Genomic DNA, 22,306 nt, shown 5'->3' with positions numbered 1-22,306 from the left:
TTGCGCGTCACTTCGCTCGCTGTGGTCAGCTTGCGGCGGGACTTTCACCCACATGAGTGCGCCCATGCTGGGCGCACAAGAAAAAGCCCGCATCATGGCGGGCTAACTTCTTGATTCTCTTAGAGATTCTGGAGGCGAGGACGGGAGTCGAACCCGTCTAGACGGCTTTGCAGGCCGCTGCATAACCGCTTTGCTACCTCGCCAGGGAGACTTGACTGAAACGGCAGCCGGTTACTGTCTGCCGTTCGGAATTCTGGAGCGGGAGAAGAGTCTCGAACTCTCGACCTCAACCTTGGCAAGGTTGCGCTCTACCAACTGAGCTACTCCCGCATGGAGTTGTGTACTACGCATGAAAACCTGGAGCGGGAGAAGAGTCTCGAACTCTCGACCTCAACCTTGGCAAGGTTGCGCTCTACCAACTGAGCTACTCCCGCATTGGAGTCATGTACTACGCCGTAAAACTTGGAGCGGGAGAAGAGTCTCGAACTCTCGACCTCAACCTTGGCAAGGTTGCGCTCTACCAACTGAGCTACTCCCGCATGGAGCCTTACTATTTACTTCTACAACTATCCGACTTCAGCAATCTTTCGACTGGAGCGGGAGAAGAGTCTCGAACTCTCGACCTCAACCTTGGCAAGGTTGCGCTCTACCAACTGAGCTACTCCCGCATCGGAGCCCTGCATTATCGCAGAAACATTCTTGTTTGACCAGAGCTTGTTTCTACAACATCGTTTCCAACTTCGCACATTTAACTGGAGCGGGAGAAGAGTCTCGAACTCTCGACCTCAACCTTGGCAAGGTTGCGCTCTACCAACTGAGCTACTCCCGCTTCGTTCTTACTGCGCGTTGTCATCAACAACAGGCAGGCATTATAGAGCCTGGAAAAAACCTGTCAAGGCGAAGTAAACGATTTATTTCAATTTCTCAAAGATTGCCACTTTTCTCTTTGATCAATGGCCACGCTTTTTGCAGGTAGTAGAACATCGACCATACCGTCAGCACGCTGGCAATCCACAGCAGCTTGTCGCCCCAGAACTGGGTATCGACGGCGCCGAACAGGATGTCGTGGTACAGCAACAGCGGGATCGCCGTCATTTGCGCAGCGGTTTTGATCTTGCCGATGGAGTTAACCGCCACCGACTTCGATGCGCCGATTTGCGCCATCCATTCGCGCAGCGCGGAAATCGTGATTTCGCGGCCAATGATGATGAACGCCAGGATGGCATTGCAGCGGTCCAGCTGCGTCAGCACCAGCAAGGCGCCCGCCACCATCAACTTGTCCGCAACGGGATCGAGGAACGCACCGAACGCGGAGGTCTGGTTCCAGCGGCGCGCGAGGAAGCCGTCAAACCAGTCAGTAACGGCCGCCACAATGAACACGAGGGTCGCCGCCAGATTGCGGTCGGCCAGCGGCAGCCATGCTTGCGGCAGGAAGTACACGCCGACTACCAGGGGAATCAACGCAACGCGCAACCAGGTCAACAGAATGGGAATATTGAAAGGCATAGACTGCGGTAGAAACTTAATAATTGTTATAGACGCGCCGCTAGTCTACCTTGCAACCTGACTTAGCACCAGCAAGCGTGCGCAGCGTGCTCAATGCAGCTGGCGGTAAATCTCTTCTGCCAATGCGCTGGAAATCCCTTCCACGGATTTCAAATCCTCGACGCTGGCATTCATCACGCCGCGCAAGCCGCCAAAACGCGTCAACAGCTTCTGGCGGCGCTTGGCGCCGATACCTTCAATCTCTTCCAGCCGCGACGTCTGGCGCGCCTTGGCGCGCTTGGCGCGCATGCCGGTAATGGCGAAGCGGTGCGCCTCGTCGCGGATTTGCGCCACCAGCATCAGCGCGGCCGACTCCTTGCCCAATTCCTGCGGCGCGCGGCCATCGGCAAAGATCAAGGTTTCCAGGCCCACGCGCCTGCCCTCGCCTTTCGCCACGCCGACAATCAGGCTGATGTCGAGACCCAGCTCCGAAAACACTTGCCTTGCCATTTCCACCTGACCCTTGCCGCCGTCGACCAGCACCACATCCGGCATGACGCCTTCCGACGACGCCACCTTTTCATAGCGGCGCGTCAGCACCTGGCGCATGGCGGCGTAATCATCGCCCGGCGTGATGTCATTGATGTTGTAGCGGCGGTATTCACCGTTCTGCATCTGGTGGTGATGGAACACCACGCACGACGCCTGCGTGGCTTCGCCCTGCGTGTGCGAGATGTCGAAGCATTCGATGCGCAGCGTTTCCAGGTCGTCCGCTTCCAGGTTCAATGCATCGGCCAGCGCGCGCGTGCGCGATTGCTGTGAGCCCTGTTCCGACAGCAGGCGCGCCAGTGCGATCTCGCCGCCCTTTTGCGCCAGTTCCAGCCACTGGCGGCGCTGCCCTTGCGGCTGGAAAATCAGGTTGATGCGGTGGCCGCACTGTTCCTGCAGCGCCAGCATCAATTCCGGCTGGTCGTATTCAATGTTGAGGATCAGTGTGCCGGGAATGAATTTTTCCGTGTAGTGCTGGACCAGGAAAGCCGACAGCACTTCCACTTCCGGCGCCGCTTCTGCTACGGCCGCCGCATCGCCCAGGTGCGACGGGAAATACGCGCGGTCGCCCAGGTGGCGGCCACCGCGCACCATGGCCAGGTTCACGCACGCGCGGCCGCCCTGCACAATGACGGCAATGATGTCGATGTCGGCATCGCCCGTGGTTTCCATGCTTTGCTGGTGCAGCACTTTCGACAGCGACTGGATCTGGTTGCGCACGCCGGCCGCCTGCTCGAATTTCAATTCCGATGCAAAGCCCAGCATTTTCTTTTCCAGGTCGGCCAGTACTTCCGTCTGCCGGCCGCGCAGGAAGCGCGCCGCATTGTCGACGTCCAGCTTGTAGTCTTCCACCGTGATGGCGCCCACGCACGGCGCGCTGCAGCGGCCGATCTGGTGCAGCAAACACGGGCGCGTACGGTTCGAATACACGCTGTCTTCGCAGGTGCGGATCTGGAACACCTTCTGCAAAATCTGCATGGATTCTTTGACCGCCCACGAATTCGGGAATGGGCCGAAGTACTGGTTCTTTTTATCGACGGCGCCGCGGTAATACACCATGCGCGGCGCATCGCCGCTGGTGATTTTCAAATACGGATACGATTTGTCATCGCGGAACAGGATGTTGAAGCGCGGCTGCAGCGCCTTGATCAGGTTATTTTCCAGGATCAGCGCTTCCGCTTCGCTGCGCGTGACCGTGGTTTCCAGGCGCGCGATGCGCTCGACCATCATGGCAATGCGGGGACTCGACAGCGTCTTCTGGAAATAGCTCGATACACGCTTCTTCAAGTCGCGCGCCTTGCCCACATACAGCACGTTGTCGGCCGCATCAAAGTAGCGGTACACGCCCGGCAAATTGGGCAATTTCGCGACGGTGGCCAATACCTCGCCGCGTGCATCCTGTTTGCTGACTTCGTCGTTCATACTGTTTATAACGTTTCCTGCTGCGACTGCTCAACGATGACAAAGGCCACCGCATAATCCGCCTCATCGCTGACGGTGACTTGCGCCGACAGCCGTTGTTGCCGCATATGCCCGGCCAGCGCGCCGCTGAACACAAAGGCCGGCTTGCCGGCCGCATCGTTCAATACTTGCGCCGACGCCAAGGTCATCGGCGGCACCACGCCCGTGCCCAGCGCCTTGCCCAGCGCTTCCTTCGCGGCCCAGCGCGTGGCCAGGTAGCGCACGGCGCGCTCCGGACTGCGCTCGCCGCGCAGCCGGTATTGCTCCAGTTCTTCCGGCCCCAGCACCTTTTCCACGAACCGCAGGCCAGTGCGCTCGGCCGACTGGCCGATGCGTGCGATCTGGCATATATCGGTGCCGATGCCGAAGATCATTTGGCGCCCACGCCCGTGCCTAAACGCGTCGCTGTCATAATGGCCTTCATTTCACGCACGGCGTTTTCCCAGCCGACGAACACGGAGTGTGCGACGATGGCGTGGCCAATGTTCAATTCCACGATGCCGGGGATGGCGGCAATTGCCTGCACGTTGGTGTAGTGCAGGCCGTGGCCGGCATTGACCTTCAAGCCTTTTTGCAAGCCCCACGCCACGCCGGCTTTGACGCGTTCCAGTTCCTTCAACTGTTCCGCGCCTTCCGCATCCGCATACGCGCCCGTATGCAGTTCGATCACTGGCGCGCCGGCTTCCGCGGCGGCAGCGATTTGCTGTTCATCCGCATCGATGAACAGGCTGACGCGGATGCCTTCGGCCTGCAATTGCCTGACAGCCGCCTTCACGTCGGCGAAATGGCCCACCACATCAAGTCCGCCTTCGGTCGTGACTTCCGTGCGCTTTTCCGGCACCAGGCACACGTCGGCAGGCTTGATCTTGCACGCGAAGTCCAGCATTTCGCTGGTGACGGCCGCCTCCAGGTTCATGCGCGTGACCAGTTGCGGCGCCAGCGCAATGACGTCGGCATCCTTGATGTGGCGGCGGTCTTCGCGCAGGTGCAGCGTGATGCAGTCGGCGCCGGCCTGCTCAGCCAGCAGCGCTGTACGGATCGGGTCTGGATAGACGGTGCCGCGCGCATTGCGCAAGGTGGCCACGTGGTCGATGTTCACGCCCAGGTCGATCACCGGGCCGGATGGATAGAGGAAGCTCATGGTCGTCAAATTTGTGAGAGGTCGATCAATATCTGGCGCGTGTTCAGGGGCGCGCCGCCCAGGTGATGCGCCAGCAGGAAACGCATCAATTGTTTGCTTTGCGCCTGCGTCGCAGTGTCTTGGTAATCTTCGCGCTCCATATCGAGCAAAGTCTTGCCCGTTACGCGCGGCCACGTGTCATGGGCCTGTTCGGGACGGGGACCGCGCTCCGGGTCCACCACATATACCTGCCCGGCTTTCACTTTGGCGCGCGTGCCAGTGCAATGCGTGAGGTCCGCCGCGACACCGGTTTCCTTCAACAGCGCGCGCTCGAACTTGCGCAGCACGATGGGCGCCGGTTCATTATGCGCCAGCTGGTTCAGGGTGGACACGTAATGGTTGAACAGTGCGGGATGCGCGTCGTCGCGCGCCAGCAATTTCACCAGTAATTCGTTCAAATAAAAGCCGCACAGCAGCGCGGTCTTTTCCAGCGGCAGCATGCCGCCCACCCACTCCGCGTCGGTGAGGGTGCGCAATTCATTCTTGCCGGTCCAGCTGGCCGATAACGGCTGGAACGTTTGCAGCACGCCGCGCAATTGCGAATGGGGACGCTTGGCGCCTTTCGCGATCAGGGCCACGCGGCCATAGTCGCGCGTCAGCATGTCAACGATCAGGCTGGTTTCTTTATACGGATAGCTGTGCAGCACGAACGCAGGCTGGCCTGCCACGCGGGTGCCAATGGTGCGCTCCCGGCTTGGCGTGCGGGCGCGCTTTTGTACGGGAGCGGCGACGGCTGGCGGTGCAGCCGGCCCGGCCGCTGGCAAAACAGACGAGCCTGCCGTGCCGCTTCCGGGGTCTGATTCCGGGAGTGACACGGCAGGCTCGGCTATGGTGGACATCGTGGCGATGGGATTACTCGTAGCCGTATGCGCGCAGGCCCGCTTCGTTGTCGGCCCAGCCGGATTTCACTTTGACCCAGATTTCCAGGTACACGGGGCCGCCAAACAGTTTTTCCATATCCTGGCGGGCTTGCGTGGACACGTCTTTCAAACGGGCGCCCTTGTTGCCGATCACCATGGATTTGTGCGAATCGCGCTCCACGAGAATGGCGGCAAAGATGCGCCGCAAATTGCCTTCCTGCTCGAATTTCTCAATGATGACCGTGCTCTTGTACGGCAATTCATCGCCGACGAAGCGGAACAGTTTTTCCCGCACGATTTCCGACGCGAGGAATTTTTCGCTGCGGTCGGTAATATCGTCCGCGTCAAAGACAGGCGCGTTCTCCGGCAACAGGCGCTTGATTTCGTCTTGCAGGCCATCGAGCTGGAATTTCAGCTTGGCCGACACCGGCACCACGGCCGCGAAATCATGCTTAGCCGCCACTTGCTGCGCGAACGGCAGCAGCACGGCTTTATCCTTGGTGCGGTCGGATTTGTTGATGACCAAAATCACCGGCACCTGCTTCGGCAGCAGGTTCAGCACCTGCTCGTCAGCGGGGCCGAACGTACCGGCCTCGATCACGTACAGGATCACGTCCGACGAATCGAGCGTATTGGTGACGGTCTTGTTCAGCGTCTTGTTCAGCGCATTCGCGTGGCGCGTCTGGAAGCCCGGCGTGTCGACGTAAATGAATTGCGCGTCATCGACTGTCTGGATGCCCGTGATGCGGTGGCGCGTCGTTTGCGCCTTGCGCGACGTGATGCTGACCTTGGCGCCGATCAGCATATTCATCAAGGTGGACTTGCCCACGTTGGGGCGGCCGACAATGGCGATATAGCCGCAACGGAAAGGAGCGGAGGTGGTTGGGGTGTTCATGTTGACCTTCTTTTACTGTTTGACTGCCTTGCCGTCTTTCGCCACTGCGGCTGCCTGATCGCCGGGTTGATCCGATTGCCCTTGTATCGTCGCGATGCCGGCCAGCTTCAACTGGGCGCCACGCTGGCGCGGCTTGCGGCTTGCCGTGGGCGTCTTTTGCATCGCCTGTTCCGCGACTTCCAGCGCCAGTTTGGCGGCAGCTTGTTCGCCGGCACGGCGGCTGCCGCCACGGCCATAGACTTGGATGCCCAGTTTCGGCACCAGGCATTCGATTTCAAATTCCTGGCTGTGCGCGGCGCCATGGGTCGCCACCACATTGTACTGCGGCAGCGAAATCTTCTTCGCCTGCAAGAATTCCTGCAGCAAGGTTTTCGCATCTTTGCCCAAGGTGCGGGGATCGACGCTGTCGAGGATGGGGATATAAAACGCGCGGATGACCTTGGCGGCGCTATCAAATCCCGTGTCCAGGAAAATTGCGCCCAGGATGGCTTCCAGCGTGTCGGCCAGGATGGATGGGCGGCGGAAACCGCCCGATTTCAATTCGCCTTCGCCCAGGCGCAGGAATTGCGACAATTCCAGCTTTTGCGCGATTTCATACAGCGACTGCTGCTTGACGAGGTTGGCGCGTAGGCGCGACAAATCGCCTTCATCGACGTTCAGGTAGCGCTCGTACAAAATCGACGCCACCACGCAATTCAAAATGGAATCGCCGAGGAATTCCAGGCGTTCGTTATGCAAACTGCTGTGGCTACGGTGCGTCAACGCCTGCAACAGCAAGGCGTCGGTTTGAAAGGTGTAGCCGAGACGGGTTTGCAATAACTGTAAATTCATGGGGTTTTATTCTGTTTTGGGCTTGGCGGCGGCTTGCCCCGATTTCGATGTGGTGCCGGTATATTCCAGCAACAAACTGGCCGGTCCGACCAGCGGGATTTTCTTATCGTAGGCGAAGGAAACTTCCAGGCCGCCTTCTTCGCGTTCAATCAGCAAGTCTTTGCCGGTAATTGACGAGATATAGCCCACTTCCGCGCTTTTATTAAACGACGTAATGATTTCCGCCGGGGTTGTGCCATCCGCCTTGGCTTTGGCGATGGCCCCCTGGATCGCGCGGTATTCCGAATACGTGGGCAAGATTTTTGCGGCCAGCAAGCCAACCATGCTGAGCACGGCAATGGCCAAAATCAGGCCAACCAGGGAAATACCTTGCTGCTTGTGCTTGCCACGCATCTTGCCTTCTCCTTATTGGATGCTACCAATCCGCTTCAATGGGTTGCCGAGGTTCATCCAGACAAAGAATGCTTTACCGACAATATTTTTGTCCGGGACGAAGCCCCAGTAACGGCTGTCCGCGCTGTTATCGCGGTTATCGCCCATCATAAAGTAATTGCCGGCAGGCACAACACACGTAAAGCCTTCGTAGCGATAAGTGCACGCTTCGCTATGCGGGAAATCTTTCACATCCGACAAGTTCACCGTCGGCGCCGCTTCCGTGACAATCACGCGGTGTTCCACCCCCGTCAAGTTTTCCTTGAACTGTTTCGAATACGTGAGGCTTTCTTCGTTCAGGTAATCTTCCAGCGGCGTGTATTCCACCGGCTTGCCGTTGACAGTCAAACGCTTGTTTTCATAGGTGATTTTATCGCCCGGCACGCCGATGACGCGCTTGATGTAATCCTGGCTCATATCGCGCGGATACTTGAACACCATCACGTCGCCACGCTGCGGATCATTCAGTTGCACGACTTTTTTATTCAAAATCGGCAGGCGGATGCCATACGTGAACTTGTTCACGAGGATCAGGTCGCCCACTTGCAGGGTCGGCACCATCGACATCGACGGGATCTTGAATGGTTCATATAGGAACGAACGCAGGAAAAACACGAGGGCAATCACGGGGAAGAACGAGCCCGAGTACTCCACCCACGTTGGCTGGCGCATATTGGCCGCTTCGATTTCCGCGCGGCTGGTGGTGTTGTCCAGCTTGATGCCGTCGGCCGTCAGCTTGGCCGTGCGGGCGTCGTATTCCGCCAGCGCGCGGTCGGCGGCGGCACGGCGCTGCTTGGCCAGATAAAACACGTCCAGGCACCAGATCACGCCCGTGATCACCATCAGGATGAACAGGATCAGGGCGAAGTTCGTCAGCAGACTTTGCAAGGTCATTTCTCTTCCACTTGTAAGATGGCCAGGAAGGCTTCTTGTGGAATCTCCACCGACCCCACCTGCTTCATGCGTTTTTTACCGGCTTTCTGTTTTTCCAGCAGTTTCTTTTTGCGGGTAATGTCGCCACCGTAGCACTTGGCCAGCACGTTCTTGCGCAGTGCTTTCACGTTTTCACGGGAAATCACGTTGACGCCAATGGCTGCCTGAATCGCCACGTCGAACATTTGGCGCGGAATCAGTTCACGCATTTTCGCGGCCACCTGGCGGCCACGGTAGGCACTGTTGGAACGGTGCACGATGATGGCCAGCGCGTCGACTTTTTCGCCGTTGATCAGCATGTCGACTTTCACCACGTCGGATGGACGGTATTCCTTGAACTCGTAATCCATCGACGCATAGCCGCGCGACGTGGACTTCAGCTTGTCGAAGAAGTCCAGCACGATTTCACCCATCGGCATTTCATAGACCAGCTTCACCTGGCGGCCGTGGTAGCTCATGTCCATCTGGATGCCGCGCTTGGCGATACACAGCGTGATCACGGAACCAACGTACTCTTGCGGCATGTACAGGTTGACCGTGACGATCGGTTCGCGGATTTCATTGATCTTCGTGGTTTCCGGCATGCGCGACGGATTATCCACCTTGACCACCGTGCCATCGCGCATGACGACTTCATACACAACGGTCGGCGCCGTGGTAATCAAGTCCTGGTCGAATTCGCGCTCCAGACGTTCCTGCACGATTTCCATGTGCAGCAAGCCCAGGAAGCCGCAACGGAAGCCAAAGCCCAGCGCCTGTGACACTTCCGGCTCGTACATCAGCGCGGCGTCATTGAGCTTCAGCTTTTCCAGCGCATCGCGCAGCGAATCATACTGGTTGGCTTCTACCGGGAACAGGCCGGCAAACACCTGTGGCTGCACTTCCTTGAAGCCTGGCAGCGGCGCCGGCGCCGGTGCGTTGGCCAAGGTAATCGTGTCGCCCACTTTAGCGGCAGCCAGTTCTTTAATACCAGCAATGATGAAACCGACCTGGCCGGCCGTCAGCTGCGGCAGCGAAACCGAGCGCGGCGAGAACACGCCCACGTCGTCCACCAGCTGCACGGAATCCGTCGCCATCAGTTTGATCTTGTCTTTTGGCTTCAAGGTGCCGTTCACGACACGCACCAGCATCACCACGCCGACATACGCGTCGTACCACGAGTCGACAATCAGCGCCTGCAGCGGTGCATTCGGGTCGCCTTTTGGCGGCGGCACTTTGGCAATAATGGCTTCCAGCACGTCATCGACGCCCATGCCGGTCTTGGCCGAGCAATGCACGGCGTCGCCGGCTTCGATACCGATCACGTCTTCAATTTCAGCAATGGCGCTGGGCGGATCCGCGTTGGGCAAGTCGATCTTGTTCAAGACCGGCACCACTTCCACGCCCAGGTCCAGCGCCGTATAGCAGTTCGCAACGGTTTGCGCTTCCACACCCTGCGATGCATCGACCACCAGCAGCGCGCCTTCGCAGGCGGACAGCGAGCGGGACACTTCGTACGAAAAGTCCACGTGGCCCGGCGTGTCGATCAGGTTCAGGTTGTACACCTGGCCATCGCGCGCCTTGTAGCTCAGCGCCGCGGTCTGCGCCTTGATGGTAATGCCGCGCTCGCGTTCCAGATCCATCGAATCGAGCACCTGCGCTTCCATTTCGCGCTCGGACAAGCCGCCGCACAGCTGAATGATGCGGTCGGCCAGCGTCGATTTACCGTGGTCGATGTGGGCGATGATGGAAAAATTGCGTATGTTGTTCATTAAACAAATCTAAAAAAGGACGGCCGCCATCCCGGCGGTGACTGGCATATTTTCTTTTTGCAATACAAAAAGCGCTCGAGTCAGGGCACTTTGGCCCCCTGGTGAGCGCTTTTGTTACTTCGTCTGCACGGAAACAAGAGCTTTACAAGGGTGGCATTTTACCGGATTTCAGAGGGGAAAGCCCGGTTTTCGAAGGGATCCCGTGTGCGAAACGTGATTTCGCGGGGGATTTTTCAGAGTGGGATACTTATTTATTGCCCAGTAACACGCTTTTTACCGCATCTTCGTTCAAAAAATAGTGGCAAAGCTCAGGCTCGTCAAGATTGGCATATAAAACCGGCACCAATTCGTCAAAACGGGCGACCAGCGCTTCATCCGCATCGACGTCAATCACGTCAACCGTAAACGGATGCTCCGGCGTCTGGAACTTGTTGAGGGCGTCCAGCATGTCCTGGCACAGGTGGCAGTAGGAACGGGAATACAGGGTGAAGTGCATTGGATGCCTGTCGGGTGAATTTGTCATCCCCGCGCAGGCGAGGATCCATAGTGCGCCCTTTCCAGGCGCTCAGCATGGATCCTCGCGGGGCCGCCGAGGCGTGCGCGAGGATGACGAGACGCGGGTTACTTCGACGACGGCGCCGGGCGCAGCGAAACGAATTGCGCCACGTCGCCGCGCCGCACCAGCACCACGTGCGACTTCTTCGGATCGAGCTTGGCCACGGCGGCATTGAATTGCTTGGCGTCGCGGATTTCAATGTTATTCAGCTGCAGCAGCACATCGCCCGCCTGCAGACCGGCCCGTGCCGCGGCGCCTTCCGCTGCCACCACCACCACGCCAGCATCCAGGCTCAATTCTTTCTTCTGAGCGGCGGTCAAGTCACTGACCTTGAAGCCCAGCGCATTGGCCACATCCGGCTTGTCCACGCTTCCGGCTTTCGCGGTTTTCTCGTTATCCAGTTCCACCACAGTGACCGGCAAATCCACTTGCTGGCCCTTGCGCCATACAGTGACAGTGGCCTTTGAGTCCAGTTGCGCGCTGCCTATCATGCGCGGCAAGTCGCTGGAACGGTTTACAGGCACGCCATTGAATTTAATGATGATGTCGCCTGCCTTGATACCGGCCTTGTCGGCAGGGCCGCCCGGTTCCACCAGCGTCACTTCGGCGCCCTGCGTGTTTTTCAGGCCCAGCGCTTCCGCCACTTCCTTGCCCAGTTCGCCAATGCGCACGCCGATGCGGCCACGGGCAACTTTGCCGGATTTTTTCAGCTGGTCCGCCACGCGCATGGCTTCATCGATGGGAATCGAGAATGAAATGCCGTTATAGCCGCCAGACAACGTGGCGATTTGCGAATTGATGCCGATCACCTCGCCGCGCATATTGATCAGCGGGCCGCCCGAGTTGCCGGGATTGACGGCCACGTCCGACTGGATCAGCGGCAGGTAATCGCCCGTATCGCGCGACTTGGCGGAAATAATGCCGGCCGTGACGGTGTTTTCCAGGTTGAATGGCGAGCCGATCGCCACCACCCACTCGCCTACGCGGATCTTGCTGGAATCGCCGATGGTCAGGCTGGGCAGCTTGCTGCCTTCGATTTTCAACAGCGCCACGTCGGTACGGGTATCGGCGCCCAGCACCTTGGCCTTGAATTCACGCTTGTCGGTCAAGGTCACATACACTTCATCGGCGCCATCGACCACGTGCGCATTGGTGAGGATATAGCCGTCCGGCGACGTGATGAAGCCGGAACCAATGCCGCGCTGCACTTCATCGCCCTGCTGTGGCGCATTGCGGCGGCCACGCGGCGACTGGCCTTGCGGGCCGCGCGGCGTGGGAATCTGGCCGCCAAAGAAGCGGCGCAGGAATTCCTGCATTTCATCGGCATCCACCTGGCCTGGCGCATTTTGCAGCTTCAGGCGCTCCGTGGTACGGATATTCACCACGGCGGGACCGACTTTTTCCACCATGTCGGCAAAATCGGGCAAGCCCGCGACAGAAGAAGACGCCGCTTGCGCCGCAGGGGCCAGGCCAGCCATGGCGGGAGCGAACAAGACACCTGCGCTGATCATCAGCGCGGACAACGTAGTGCGAGTAGCAGTCGGGAAAGTCGTTTTCATTGGCAGGAAAATTTTGGATATTTTTGAATGTTGGATTCAAATCACGGTGCGTCCGGTCGGCACATGGTAAGCGAAAACCAGACATGCAGCCCATACAAGATGTTGCAAAGTGCAAGTTTTTTCAAGGGGCAAATGCGCGACATGTCCCACCTGTTTTTAACGCAGCAGCCAGTGCTGCTTCTCGCGCAATGCGTGCTGGCCATTGCGCAGCATTTGCCTACCAGCGCCCCTGCTCGGCCTTGTCGATCAGCGGCGCCAGGCGTTCCGCAATCAGTTCGCGCGCGCGGAAGATCCGGCTGCGCACGGTGCCGAGGGGGCAATCCGTGGCCAACGCAATATCCTCATAACTCAAGCCTTCCAGTTCGCGCAGGATAATCGTGATGCGCAGCTCATGCGGCAACGCATCCACGGCCGCGCTGACGGTCAGCGCAATCTGTTTGCTGGCCAGCACGGATTCCGGCGTATTGTTATCCCGCAGCTGTTCTTCCAGCGCATGGGCCTGCTCACGGGATTGCGCCGCCGTCGCCATGACGCGATAGGCAACGCTGGCCACATGGTTGCGGGCGGTATTGATGGCGATGCGGTACAGCCACGTATAAAACGCGGCATCGCCCCGGAAATACGGCAGCGCGCGGTAGGCTTTGATAAAGGCTTCCTGCACCACGTCTTCCGTTTCCGATGGATCGCGCACGGCGCGCTTCAACAGGCGCATCAGCCGGCGCCGGTATTTCATGACCAGCACGTCGAAAGCGCCGCGATCGCCGGCTTGCGCCCGCCCGACCAGCTCCTGGTCGCTTTCGCGTTCTGTCGTCACCGCATCCCCTGGTTGCAGCCACGCTGCCTGTGCAGGGTGGGCACTGCATCACAGATCCCTGGCCGCGCAAGCGCGGCATGCCACCGACAGTGAACGGAAGGCGCCCGGCGCCACGCTGTCTGGCAACACCAGCAAGCGCACGGTGCGGCCATCGTCCAGCCGCAGCGGCAACACCAGCAGCCACGGCCACAAAACAGCGCCCGGCAGCAATCGCGCCGGCATTTGTAGCGGCATGGGCGCCGGCATGGCGGCGCAAGGACTGTGGTTCAGGTATACCGCCAGCCGGATGGCGCCGTTATTCGATATATCAAGCCGGCAGCCCTTGCCATTTCGGAGCGCCAGAGGCGGGTGGCATAAGGCTACAAAGCCTGCCAGTACAGCCAGCCAGACCAACGGCGCGTCTGGCGGCCACGCGGCAAGCGGAGCAATGATGACGGACAAGGCCATGCCTGCCTGCAGCCAGCGCAAGCAGCGCGACGGACGCACGAACAGCGACACGGCGATGCCCATGGCTATGCCTGTTGAAGTGGAAAATGTGGGGGCGTAAACGACAATGGCGCCGGACTGGCCGGCGCCATTCAGCGCCCGCCCCGACCGTTAGGCCAGGGCGGTGCAAATTAGTTCCCGGAATCTCGATAAACCTGCTACGCGTTGCACTGCCGGCCTGCGATGCTCACTGTACTTGCGTACAGCTGCGCTTCTCAGCCAGCATTGCCGCCGCGCGCGACGGTTTCTCGAGTTCCGTTAGATTTTACCGAAGACCAAACTACCGTTCGTTCCGCCGAAGCCGAACGAGTTTTTCACGGCGTACTGGATCTTGGCATCCCGCGCCACGTTGGCGCAGAAGTCCAGATCGCAGGCAGGATCCTGGTTGAAGATGTTGATGGTTGGCGGAATCACCTGGTGGTGAATCGCCAAGACCGTAAACACGGCTTCCAGGCCGCCCGCGCCACCCAGCAGGTGGCCCGTCATCGATTTGGTCGAGCTGACAACCAATTGCTTGGCGTGATCGCCGAAGGTGCGCTTGATGCCAACAACCTCGGCCTGGTCGCCCAGCGGGGTCGACGTGCCGTGGGCGTTCACATACTGCACCTGGTCTGGGTTGAGGCCGGAGTTTTTCAGCGCAGCAATCACAGCCTTGCTGCCGCCGCTACCGTCTTCCAGTGGCGACGTCATGTGGTAGGCGTCCGCGGTCATGCCGAAGCCATGGACTTCCGCATAGATCTTGGCGCCACGGGCTTTCGCATGTTCGTACTCTTCCAGCACCATCACGCCGGCGCCCTCGCCCAGCACGAAGCCGTCGCGGTCCTTGTCCCATGGACGGGATGCGGTTGCCGGGTCGTCGTTGCGAGTCGACAGGGCGCGGGCCGAGGCGAAGCCGCCCATGCCCAGTGGCGACACGGTCGATTCCGCGCCGCCGGCCACCATCACGTCGGCATCGCCGTACTCGATGAGGCGCGCGGCTACGCCGATGCTGTGCAGGCCGGTGGTGCACGCTGTCACGATGGACAGGTTAGGACCACGCATGCCGTACTTGATGGACAGATTGCCCGAAATCATGTTGATAATCGACGCAGGCACGAAGAACGGCGAAATGCGGCGCGGGCCGCGCTTGTCGTAATCCGCTTTCTGCTCTTCGATCATCGGCAGGCCACCGATGCCGGAACCAATGATCACGCCGATACGGTCGGCGTTTTCTTCGGTAACAACAAGGCCTGCATCCTGGACCGCCTGAATGCCGGCCGCCATGCCAAAGTGGATAAACGTATCCATATGGCGCGCTTCCTTACCGGGGATGTAATCCTCGATATTGAAGCCCTTTACTTCACCAGCGAAGTGGGTAGAAAAAGGCTGCGCATCAAATTTGGTGATGTTGGCGATCCCCGATTTACCCTCAGTGACTGCGCTCCACGCTTCGGCAATCGAATTGCCGACGGGAGACACGCAGCCGAGGCCGGTGACCACTACACGACGGTTTTTAGAACTCAAGCGATTCTCCTGGAGTGGATCGGGTCGGCTGATTAGCCAGCCTTGACGTGCGCGGTCGCGTAGTCGATCGCTTGTTGCACGGTGGTGATCTTTTCTGCCTGTTCGTCAGGGATTTCCATTTCGAACTCGTCTTCCAGTGCCATCACCAGTTCAACGGTGTCCAGCGAGTCAGCACCCAGATCGTCAACGAAGGACGATTCGTTTTTGATGTCCGCTTCAGCGACGCCCAGTTGTTCAGCGACGATCTTTTTAACGCGTTGTTCGATATCCGACATGTTATGGCTCCATTGTGTTTGTTACGGAAAGCGCGCATTTTATCAGGTTTGCGCGCTGAAAAACTAATTTCAGCAAGTGGTGCTATTTAGACTGAAATCATTACTAAATGATGTCTTTGCGTGCTCAAAACCACGCAATTCCATCAATTCATATACATGCCGCCATTCACGTGCAACGTGGTGCCCGTGATGTAAGCGGCCTGTGGCGAGGCCAGGAATGCCACCGCTGCCGCGATGTCTTCCGGCTTACCCAAACGGCCCAGCGGGATCTGCGTCAGCAGTGCCGCGTGCTGGTCATCGCCCAGCGCCTTGGTCATATCGGTATCGATAAAGCCAGGCGCCACGCTGTTGACGGTGATGTTGCGGCTGCCGATTTCACGGGCCAGCGCGCGCGTCATGCCTTCCACACCGGCCTTGGCCGCTGCGTAATTGATCTGGCCTGGATTGCCGGCCGACGCCACGACGGACGTGATGTTGATGATGCGGCCGCCCTTGGCTTTCATCATGCCGCGCAGCACGGCGCGCGACAGGCGGCCCACCGACGACAGGTTGGTGGCGATCACGTTATCCCACTCTTCATCTTTCATGCGCATGGCCAGCTGGTCTTGCGTGATGCCCGCATTGTTGACGAGGATGGCGACGGCGCCGTGCGTTTTGGCGATGTCATCGATGATGGCGGCGCAAGCGGCGGCATCGGTAACGTTCAACACCATGCCTAGTCCGGCTTCGGCGCCGATGTCAGCCAGGTAGGCGGAAATCGCTTGCGCGCCGGCTTCAGTCGTTGCCGTGCCGATTACGCGCGCACCCTGGCGCGCCAGTTCTTGTGCGATGGCCTTGCCGATGCCGCGCGATGCGCCCGTTACCAGGGCGACTTGATTCGACAGAGTCATGTCTATCCTTTAATCAGTGGTACCTGACACCTGCGGTATCAGGCACCAGTTATTACTTATACGTTGCAATAATGCTGTCCAGCGTCGCCTGGTCATAGATGGCGCTGCCAACCAGATTGCCGTCGATGCGCTTGGCCAGGCCCATCAACACCTTGCCCGGACCGCATTCGATCACTTGCGTCATGCCGTCAGCAGCGACCTTTTGCATCGTTTCCACCCAGCGCACTGGCGACGCAGCCTGGCGCACCAGTGCATCTTTAATGGCGGCCGGATCGTTGACGATGGCGACATCGACGTTGTTGATCAGCGGGATTTGCGGCGCGTTGAACGTGATGTTGGCCATGTAGTCGCGCAGGCGGTCCGAAGCCGGCTTCAGCAGCGACGAGTGGAATGGCGCCGATACCGGCAATTTCAGCGCACGCTTGGCGCCCTTGGCTTTGGCCAGTTCGCAGGCGCGCTCAACGGCGGCAACGTGGCCGGCAATCACGACTTGCGCGGGCGCATTGAAGTTGACCGGTTCGACGACTTCGCCGTTAGCCGCTTCAGCGCACGCTGCACGCACGTCATCATCGGTCAGGCCCAGGATGGCTGCCATCGTGCCCTGCCCGACCGGCACGGCTTCCTGCATGGCTTGCGCACGGAAGCGCACCAGCGGCACGGCATCCTTGAAGGCGATCACGCCGCTTGCAACCAGCGCCGAGTATTCACCCAGGCTGTGGCCCGCCACCACGGTTGGCACGGGACCGCCGGCGGCAATCCATGCGCGGTAGGCAGCCACAGCGGCCGTCAGCATGACGGGCTGCGTGTTGGTGGTCAGGTCCAGCTCTTCTTTCGGACCTTCGGCCATCAGTTTGCCGATATCAAAACCCAGCGCGTCCGATGCTTCCGCAATGGTTTGCGCCACCACGGGGTTGCCCGCGAAACCATCCATCATGCCAATGGCTTGCGAACCTTGGCCTGGGAATACAAATGCAAATTTGCTCATATCTGTCTCGTTCTAATTGGTCAGGGCTAAGGCGTGCCATGGTAGGACAACTCCCCGCACCATCCCAACTTTTAGAACTCTAATTCTAAAGAGATCGCTATTTTACCGCGCCAGTGGCAAAAATCACATCCGCGCCAGGACGGCGCCCCACGTGAAGCCACCGCCAACGCCTTCCATCAAGACGTTATCGCCTTTCTTGATGCGGCCATCGCGCACGGCGATATCGAGCGCCAGCGGAATCGACGCAGCCGACGTATTGCCATGCTGGTCCACGGTCACGACCATTTTTTCTTCCGGCATGCGCAGTTTTTTCGCCGTGCCTTTCATGATGCGGATATTGGCCTGGTGAGGAATCAGCCAATCCAATTCTTCCGCCGACATGCCGGCATGTTCCAGCGCTTCATTGGCCACTTGCTCCAGCACGGTTACGGCCAGCTTGAATACCGCCTGGCCATCCATGTACAGGTACGAGCTGCCGGCCACGGCGCCGCCCGCCAGCGTGCCTGGCACACTGAGGATGTCCGAGTGGCGGCCATCAGCATGCAATTTCGTGGCCAGGATGCCCGGCTCTTCCGACGCGCTCAGCACAATGGCGCCCGCGCCGTCACCGAACAGCACGCACGTGGTGCGGTCTTCGAAATTCAAAATGCGGGAAAACACTTCGGCGCCTATCACCAGCACATTCTTGTGCACGCCGGCGCGGATAAAGGCGTCCGCCGTCGATACCGCGTAGACGAAGCCGCTGCAAACCGCTTGCACGTCGACTGCCGCACTGTGGTTGGTCATGCCCAGCTTGCGCTGCACGATGCAGGCGGTGCTGGGGAAGCTGCCGAAGAAGTCCGGCGTCGAGCTGGCAACAATGATCAAGTCGATCTGGTCGGCTTGCAAGCCGGCCATTTCCAGCGCTTTGCGGGCCGCGTGGGCCGCCAGGTCGGACGAATTCTGCTCAGGCTCGGCATAGTGCCGCGCTGAAATGCCGCTGCGGCTGACGATCCAGTCGTCCGAAGTCTCGATCCCCTTGGCTGCCAATTGCTCAGCCAGGTCTTGGTTGGTCACACGTTTTTCAGGCAGATAACTGCCGGTGCCTATAATTTTGCTGTACAAAGTCATGCCGTTTCATCCCTGTTATGTGGATGCCCGACCTAAAGGTCCGGCACCCAGTATCCAGATATTCAGGCCGGCGTATTGCGAGGCGTTCCCAGCCGGCGCTCACGCCGGCAGCTCCCTTGGAACGGCATCCCCGCGTTACGCCTGCTCTTGCGTTGGTTCCGCACCGCGCGGCATCAGTTCAGCGATCATGGTCGCCACCTGAGCCTGCACGTCATTTTTTGCTGCCTCGTACGCCCGGCGCAGCGCCCATTCGAACGCATACGCATCAGCCCCGCCATGGCTCTTGAACACCAGGCCGCGCAAGCCCAGCAAACCGGCGCCGTTATAGCGGGATGGGTTAAATTTGTTTTTCATGGCCTTCAGCGCGCCACCGGCAATCACGGCGCCCAGCATGGTCAGGAAATTGCGCTTGAATTCCGTGGTTATCACGGTTTTCATGAAGTGGCCCAAGCCTTCCATGGCCTTCAACGTCACGTTGCCGACAAAGCCGTCGCACACGACGAGGTCCACAGTACCCTTGAAGATATCCGTGCCTTCCACGTTGCCGTAGTAATTCAGTGCGCCGCGCTCTTTATCGGCCTGCAGCAGCTTGGCCGTGGCCTTCACCAGCTCATTGCCTTTGATATCTTCCGTGCCCACGTTCAGCAAGCCGATGGTGGGCTTGTCGATACCTTCCATTGCGTGCACGAGCACGGAACCCATGATGGCGAACTGGTGCAAATGGTGCGGTTCGCAATCAACGTTGGCGCCCAGGTCGAGCATGTAGGTGGGGCCACCCTTCTCATTGGGCAAGATACTGCAAATGGCTGGGCGGTCGACACCGGCCATGGTTTTCAGCACATAGCGGGAGACAGCCATCAGCGCGCCGGTGTTGCCGGCGGAAACGGCCGCTTGCGCCTTGCCGTCTTTGACTTGCTCGATCGCCACGCGCATCGACGAATCTTTTTTACGGCGCAGGGCAACCTCGAGCGGGTCGTCCATGGCCACCTGTTCGGAAGCGTGCTGGATCGTAATGCGCGGCAGCGTATCCGCGCCGTGTTTTTTCAATTCCGCGCGGATGACGTCTTCCAGGCCGACCAGGATCAGCTCGACATCAGGCATTTGCCTGGAAAAGGAAATCGCGGCCGGAATAGTGACAGACGGGCCGTGGTCGCCGCCCATGCAGTCGATGGATATTTTTATTGTCATGTGGGACAGATGCGGGGCCGGAACGGATTGCGTTCAGTCCTGCTGGATACAGATGACGGGCTGGAATTCAGCCGAAAGAAAAGAAAAAAGCGGCGTAACGTCAGTCAAGCTCACGTCGCACCGCCTTTATTCTGGGTAAAAACGCCGATTACTCGTCGTTTTTGGTCTTCAGCACTTTACGGCCACGGTAGAAACCGTTAGGGCTGATGTGGTGACGCAGGTGCGTTTCACCGGTGGTTGGCTCGACTGCCAGGTTTGGTGCAACCAGGAAATCGTGCGAACGGTGCATGCCACGCTTCGATGGGGACTTTTTGTTCTGTTGAACTGCCATGATGACTCCTAATACAAAGTTCTAAGATTCTAACACATTCGACCGGCAAATACATGCGAATCGAGTATCTCTACGGCAAATGGTTAGTAAAACGATTAGTAACTTAGCCACTTGCCAACGCTTACTTCTACTACAACTACAACGATGCCAATACTCGATACTTGCACGCGTCTGACACGTTTTTTACTACTACAAACTTGAATTCGATTATTTTTTCAGGTTCTTCAAACCTGCAAACGGCGACTGCGCATCGGACTTCAACGAGTCGAGCAGCGACGTATCCGGACATTCCTCGTGTTTGGCCGTGTGCGGCAATGCCAGCAGGGCTTCATCTTCCACCAGGTACATCAAGTCCATTTCGCGGGCGCCGACAATCACGTCGATGGTTTCATCGTCGATGATCTCTTCGATTTCATCCGCGTTTGCATCGTCCTTGCCCAGCATCAGCAGGGTCGACGACTCCAATTCATGAGCAAACGGCTGCATGCAGCGCTGGCAAACCAGTTGCACCGTACCCTTGGTCGACAGGCGCAACTGCGGGAAACCATGCTTGCTGGTGCCCCCTTCTGCTTTCCAGGTGATTTCACCGGAGGCGTCCGCAGTCTCCTTGGCCAACCGGGTCATGTCAGCGACTGGCGTTACGCCGTCGCGGGTTCCATTGGTCCGACAAAATTCAAACGCGTCGATCACAAAGGCAGTCATTAGCAGCATTCCCCGGAAAACCTGCGATAATAGCAGGATTTTCTGCGGTGTGCCTGTTTACGAGCACATTTTTATTTGCGCCAAATCACAGTGCGCAAAGCATATAACAAAATATTGCTACGAGCCAGTAAACCAATGCCGATTATTCAAAATTCCCCTCCCGACAACGGTGTGAAACTGGTGCTGGCCTCCAGTTCCGTCTACCGCCGGGAATTGCTGGGCCGTTTGCAGTTGCCGTTTTCCGTCGACGTGCCCGATATCGATGAAAGCCCGAAGCCTGGCGAGACGCCCAGCGCCACAGCGCTGCGCCTGGCCCGGGAAAAAGCGGCAGCCGTGGCGGCGCGCCATCCGGGCGCACTGGTGATTGGCTCCGACCAGGTTGCCACGCTGGACGACGAACAGATCGGCAAACCCGGTTCGCACGCCGCCGCGCTGGCGCAATTGCAAAAAATGCGCGGCCGCGAAGTGATCTTCCATACGGCGCTGTGCCTGTGGGATGGACGCAACAATTCCGCGCAAGTGGAAGATATACAAACCATCGTCACGTTCCGCGATTTACCGGATGCGGAACTGGACGCCTACCTGCGTATAGAGCAGCCGTATGACTGCGCGGGCAGCGCCAAGAACGAAGGTTTGGGCATTGCCATCCTCGAACGCATCGCCACTGACGACCCGACCGCCCTGACCGGCTTGCCGCTGATTGCCCTGACCGGCATGCTGCGCGCCGCCGGCGTGCCCTTCTTCCACCCGACCAAATGAATATGACCGGCACCCTGTTCCTGATCCCGAATACCCTGGGCGACACTGAATCGCTGTCGCACGTCATCCCTGAACACGTACAAGCCACCACGGCCGGCCTCGTCAATTTCGTGGCGGAAAACGCCAAGACGGCGCGCGCTTTCTTAAAACTCGTCAGCGCGAATTACCCGTTGGCCAAGCCGATGCAGGAAATCCGCATCAGCGAATTGAACGTGAATACGCCGCCGGCGGCGCTGAAAGGCTTATTGGAACCGCTGCTGGCCGGTGAAGATGCGGGCTTGCTGTCCGAAGCCGGCGTGCCGGCCGTGGCCGATCCGGGCGCGGACCTGGTGCGCCTGGCGCACCAGCACGGCATTCCCGTGCGGCCTTTGGTGGGACCGTCGTCGCTGCTGCTGGCCGTCATGGCAAGCGGCTTGAATGGCCAGAGCTTTGCTTTCAACGGCTACCTGCCAACCGATGCAGCACTGCGCAGCAAGCGCTTGAAAGAACTGGAAATCCGCTCGCGCCATGAAAAGCAGACGCAGCTGTTTATTGAAACACCGTACCGCAATGGCCCGATGCTGGAAGCGATTACCGCCAGCTGCCATGGCACCACGCTCGTGTGTGTGGCCACCGACATCAGCCTGCCTGGCGAAACCATCAAGACCATGACCGTCGCGCAGTGGAAGGGTCAGCTTGCGGCGGGCAAGACGCCGGACTTCCACAAGAAGCCGACCGTGTTTTTGATATTGGGCCAGTAACGCACGCTCAGCATAAATTGCCGCGGGGCGC

General features: G+C 59.0%; 24 protein-coding genes and 6 tRNA genes. 2 read left to right on the top strand and 28 right to left on the bottom strand.

Going from position 1 to position 22,306, the window contains the following annotated elements; translation table 11 throughout:
* Window positions 1-129: 129 nt before the first annotated feature.
* The 28 genes from GM668_RS10000 to GM668_RS09865 form a co-directional block, all read right to left on the bottom strand.
* A tRNA-Cys gene (locus GM668_RS10000) sits at window positions 130-203 on the bottom strand.
* A gap of 51 nt (window positions 204-254) precedes the next feature.
* A tRNA-Gly gene (locus GM668_RS09995) sits at window positions 255-330 on the bottom strand.
* Between the two features lie 28 nt (window positions 331-358).
* A tRNA-Gly gene (locus GM668_RS09990) sits at window positions 359-434 on the bottom strand.
* 29 nt (window positions 435-463) lie between these two features.
* Window positions 464-539, bottom strand: a tRNA-Gly gene (locus GM668_RS09985).
* A 53-nt stretch (window positions 540-592) separates the two neighbouring features.
* Window positions 593-668, bottom strand: a tRNA-Gly gene (locus GM668_RS09980).
* 85 nt (window positions 669-753) lie between these two features.
* Window positions 754-829, bottom strand: a tRNA-Gly gene (locus tag GM668_RS09975).
* Between the two features lie 95 nt (window positions 830-924).
* On the bottom strand, window positions 925-1,506 hold the full coding sequence (gene pgsA / locus GM668_RS09970) for a CDP-diacylglycerol--glycerol-3-phosphate 3-phosphatidyltransferase (RefSeq protein ID WP_155438778.1): 582 nt from the start codon (window positions 1,504-1,506) through the stop codon (window positions 925-927).
* A gap of 90 nt (window positions 1,507-1,596) precedes the next feature.
* Entirely contained in the window at window positions 1,597-3,456 is a 1,860-nt protein-coding gene (gene uvrC / locus GM668_RS09965; RefSeq protein ID WP_155438777.1) for an excinuclease ABC subunit UvrC, read from the bottom strand.
* A 5-nt stretch (window positions 3,457-3,461) separates the two neighbouring features.
* Window positions 3,462-3,869 carry a holo-ACP synthase gene (gene acpS, locus GM668_RS09960; protein ID WP_155438776.1) on the bottom strand — a complete coding sequence of 136 codons (408 nt, stop codon included), beginning with the start codon at window positions 3,867-3,869 and terminating at the stop codon, window positions 3,462-3,464.
* Window positions 3,866-4,636 (bottom strand): pyridoxine 5'-phosphate synthase, encoded by a 771-nt coding sequence (pdxJ, locus tag GM668_RS09955; RefSeq protein WP_155438775.1) that lies wholly within the window; start codon window positions 4,634-4,636, stop codon window positions 3,866-3,868. The genes acpS and pdxJ overlap by 4 nt, the downstream gene beginning before the upstream one ends.
* Window positions 4,637-4,641: 5 nt before the next feature.
* Complete coding sequence (recO, locus tag GM668_RS09950) at window positions 4,642-5,514, bottom strand: DNA repair protein RecO (RefSeq protein ID WP_155438774.1); 873 nt, start codon at window positions 5,512-5,514, stop codon at window positions 4,642-4,644.
* A gap of 13 nt (window positions 5,515-5,527) precedes the next feature.
* Window positions 5,528-6,430: a GTPase Era gene (gene era / locus GM668_RS09945; RefSeq protein ID WP_155438773.1), complete on the bottom strand. Its 903-nt coding sequence runs from the start codon at window positions 6,428-6,430 to the stop codon at window positions 5,528-5,530.
* A 12-nt stretch (window positions 6,431-6,442) separates the two neighbouring features.
* Window positions 6,443-7,261, bottom strand: a complete 819-nt coding sequence (gene rnc, locus GM668_RS09940) for a ribonuclease III (protein WP_155438772.1) — start codon at window positions 7,259-7,261, stop codon at window positions 6,443-6,445.
* A gap of 6 nt (window positions 7,262-7,267) precedes the next feature.
* Window positions 7,268-7,654, bottom strand: coding sequence for a DUF4845 domain-containing protein (locus GM668_RS09935; RefSeq protein ID WP_155438771.1), 387 nt, complete (start codon window positions 7,652-7,654; stop codon window positions 7,268-7,270).
* 12 nt (window positions 7,655-7,666) lie between these two features.
* The gene (gene lepB, locus GM668_RS09930) at window positions 7,667-8,587 is read right to left on the bottom strand and encodes a signal peptidase I (RefSeq protein ID WP_155438770.1); all 921 of its coding nucleotides are present in this window, start codon (window positions 8,585-8,587) and stop codon (window positions 7,667-7,669) included.
* Window positions 8,584-10,377: a translation elongation factor 4 gene (gene lepA, locus GM668_RS09925; protein ID WP_155438769.1), complete on the bottom strand. Its 1,794-nt coding sequence runs from the start codon at window positions 10,375-10,377 to the stop codon at window positions 8,584-8,586. The genes lepB and lepA overlap by 4 nt, the downstream gene beginning before the upstream one ends.
* Before the next feature lie 247 nt (window positions 10,378-10,624).
* Window positions 10,625-10,873, bottom strand: coding sequence for a glutaredoxin family protein (locus GM668_RS09920; RefSeq protein ID WP_155438768.1), 249 nt, complete (start codon window positions 10,871-10,873; stop codon window positions 10,625-10,627).
* A gap of 125 nt (window positions 10,874-10,998) precedes the next feature.
* Complete coding sequence (locus GM668_RS09915; RefSeq protein ID WP_371868678.1) at window positions 10,999-12,504, bottom strand: DegQ family serine endoprotease; 1,506 nt, start codon at window positions 12,502-12,504, stop codon at window positions 10,999-11,001.
* 205 nt (window positions 12,505-12,709) lie between these two features.
* Window positions 12,710-13,306, bottom strand: a complete 597-nt coding sequence (gene rpoE, locus GM668_RS09910) for an RNA polymerase sigma factor RpoE (protein WP_170305566.1) — start codon at window positions 13,304-13,306, stop codon at window positions 12,710-12,712.
* 48 nt (window positions 13,307-13,354) lie between these two features.
* Entirely contained in the window at window positions 13,355-13,816 is a 462-nt protein-coding gene (locus tag GM668_RS09905; protein ID WP_155438765.1) for a protein YgfX, read from the bottom strand.
* 234 nt (window positions 13,817-14,050) lie between these two features.
* A complete protein-coding gene (gene fabF, locus GM668_RS09900) occupies window positions 14,051-15,295 on the bottom strand; it encodes a beta-ketoacyl-ACP synthase II (protein WP_155438764.1) in 1,245 nt (414 codons plus the stop codon).
* 32 nt (window positions 15,296-15,327) lie between these two features.
* A complete protein-coding gene (gene acpP, locus GM668_RS09895; protein ID WP_155438763.1) occupies window positions 15,328-15,570 on the bottom strand; it encodes an acyl carrier protein in 243 nt (80 codons plus the stop codon).
* Between the two features lie 143 nt (window positions 15,571-15,713).
* Window positions 15,714-16,460, bottom strand: coding sequence for a 3-oxoacyl-ACP reductase FabG (fabG, locus tag GM668_RS09890; RefSeq protein ID WP_155438762.1), 747 nt, complete (start codon window positions 16,458-16,460; stop codon window positions 15,714-15,716).
* A 52-nt stretch (window positions 16,461-16,512) separates the two neighbouring features.
* A complete protein-coding gene (gene fabD / locus GM668_RS09885; RefSeq protein ID WP_155438761.1) occupies window positions 16,513-17,445 on the bottom strand; it encodes an ACP S-malonyltransferase in 933 nt (310 codons plus the stop codon).
* A 123-nt stretch (window positions 17,446-17,568) separates the two neighbouring features.
* Complete coding sequence (locus tag GM668_RS09880) at window positions 17,569-18,555, bottom strand: beta-ketoacyl-ACP synthase III (RefSeq protein ID WP_155438760.1); 987 nt, start codon at window positions 18,553-18,555, stop codon at window positions 17,569-17,571.
* Between the two features lie 135 nt (window positions 18,556-18,690).
* Window positions 18,691-19,743 carry a phosphate acyltransferase PlsX gene (plsX, locus tag GM668_RS09875; RefSeq protein WP_155438759.1) on the bottom strand — a complete coding sequence of 351 codons (1,053 nt, stop codon included), beginning with the start codon at window positions 19,741-19,743 and terminating at the stop codon, window positions 18,691-18,693.
* A 148-nt stretch (window positions 19,744-19,891) separates the two neighbouring features.
* Complete coding sequence (gene rpmF / locus GM668_RS09870) at window positions 19,892-20,074, bottom strand: 50S ribosomal protein L32 (RefSeq protein ID WP_028104096.1); 183 nt, start codon at window positions 20,072-20,074, stop codon at window positions 19,892-19,894.
* A gap of 207 nt (window positions 20,075-20,281) precedes the next feature.
* Entirely contained in the window at window positions 20,282-20,776 is a 495-nt protein-coding gene (locus GM668_RS09865) for a YceD family protein (RefSeq protein ID WP_155438758.1), read from the bottom strand.
* 135 nt (window positions 20,777-20,911) lie between these two features.
* On the opposite strand from GM668_RS09865, the gene GM668_RS09860 reads away from it, so the two are divergent.
* Both GM668_RS09860 and GM668_RS09855 read left to right on the top strand, forming a co-directional pair.
* A complete protein-coding gene (locus GM668_RS09860) occupies window positions 20,912-21,535 on the top strand; it encodes a Maf-like protein (protein WP_155438757.1) in 624 nt (207 codons plus the stop codon).
* 2 nt (window positions 21,536-21,537) lie between these two features.
* A complete protein-coding gene (locus GM668_RS09855; RefSeq protein ID WP_155438756.1) occupies window positions 21,538-22,275 on the top strand; it encodes an SAM-dependent methyltransferase in 738 nt (245 codons plus the stop codon).
* The last annotated feature ends 31 nt before the right edge of the window (window positions 22,276-22,306 follow it).

It is taken from the genome of Pseudoduganella ginsengisoli (assembly GCF_009720865.1).
Classification (GTDB): domain Bacteria; phylum Pseudomonadota; class Gammaproteobacteria; order Burkholderiales; family Burkholderiaceae_D; genus Rugamonas; species Rugamonas ginsengisoli.
This window is presented reverse-complemented; position numbering and strand designations above follow the sequence as displayed.

What these genes read in the sequence shown, in the direction of transcription:
- pgsA (WP_155438778.1), bottom strand. Translation starts at nt 1,506, where the DNA reads ATGCCTTTCAATATTCCCATTCTGTTGACCTGGTTGCGCGTTGCGTTG.
- uvrC (WP_155438777.1), bottom strand. Translation starts at nt 3,456, where the DNA reads ATGAACGACGAAGTCAGCAAACAGGATGCACGCGGCGAGGTATTGGCC.
- acpS (WP_155438776.1), bottom strand. Translation starts at nt 3,869, where the DNA reads ATGATCTTCGGCATCGGCACCGATATATGCCAGATCGCACGCATCGGC.
- pdxJ (WP_155438775.1), bottom strand. Translation starts at nt 4,636, where the DNA reads ATGAGCTTCCTCTATCCATCCGGCCCGGTGATCGACCTGGGCGTGAAC.
- recO (WP_155438774.1), bottom strand. Translation starts at nt 5,514, where the DNA reads ATGTCCACCATAGCCGAGCCTGCCGTGTCACTCCCGGAATCAGACCCC.
- era (WP_155438773.1), bottom strand. Translation starts at nt 6,430, where the DNA reads ATGAACACCCCAACCACCTCCGCTCCTTTCCGTTGCGGCTATATCGCC.
- rnc (WP_155438772.1), bottom strand. Translation starts at nt 7,261, where the DNA reads ATGAATTTACAGTTATTGCAAACCCGTCTCGGCTACACCTTTCAAACC.
- GM668_RS09935 (WP_155438771.1), bottom strand. Translation starts at nt 7,654, where the DNA reads ATGCGTGGCAAGCACAAGCAGCAAGGTATTTCCCTGGTTGGCCTGATT.
- lepB (WP_155438770.1), bottom strand. Translation starts at nt 8,587, where the DNA reads ATGACCTTGCAAAGTCTGCTGACGAACTTCGCCCTGATCCTGTTCATC.
- lepA (WP_155438769.1), bottom strand. Translation starts at nt 10,377, where the DNA reads ATGAACAACATACGCAATTTTTCCATCATCGCCCACATCGACCACGGT.
- GM668_RS09920 (WP_155438768.1), bottom strand. Translation starts at nt 10,873, where the DNA reads ATGCACTTCACCCTGTATTCCCGTTCCTACTGCCACCTGTGCCAGGAC.
- GM668_RS09905 (WP_155438765.1), bottom strand. Translation starts at nt 13,816, where the DNA reads ATGGGCATCGCCGTGTCGCTGTTCGTGCGTCCGTCGCGCTGCTTGCGC.
- acpP (WP_155438763.1), bottom strand. Translation starts at nt 15,570, where the DNA reads ATGTCGGATATCGAACAACGCGTTAAAAAGATCGTCGCTGAACAACTG.
- fabG (WP_155438762.1), bottom strand. Translation starts at nt 16,460, where the DNA reads ATGACTCTGTCGAATCAAGTCGCCCTGGTAACGGGCGCATCGCGCGGC.
- fabD (WP_155438761.1), bottom strand. Translation starts at nt 17,445, where the DNA reads ATGAGCAAATTTGCATTTGTATTCCCAGGCCAAGGTTCGCAAGCCATT.
- GM668_RS09880 (WP_155438760.1), bottom strand. Translation starts at nt 18,555, where the DNA reads ATGACTTTGTACAGCAAAATTATAGGCACCGGCAGTTATCTGCCTGAA.
- plsX (WP_155438759.1), bottom strand. Translation starts at nt 19,743, where the DNA reads ATGACAATAAAAATATCCATCGACTGCATGGGCGGCGACCACGGCCCG.
- rpmF (WP_028104096.1), bottom strand. Translation starts at nt 20,074, where the DNA reads ATGGCAGTTCAACAGAACAAAAAGTCCCCATCGAAGCGTGGCATGCAC.
- GM668_RS09865 (WP_155438758.1), bottom strand. Translation starts at nt 20,776, where the DNA reads ATGACTGCCTTTGTGATCGACGCGTTTGAATTTTGTCGGACCAATGGA.
- GM668_RS09860 (WP_155438757.1), top strand. Translation starts at nt 20,912, where the DNA reads ATGCCGATTATTCAAAATTCCCCTCCCGACAACGGTGTGAAACTGGTG.
- GM668_RS09855 (WP_155438756.1), top strand. Translation starts at nt 21,538, where the DNA reads ATGACCGGCACCCTGTTCCTGATCCCGAATACCCTGGGCGACACTGAA.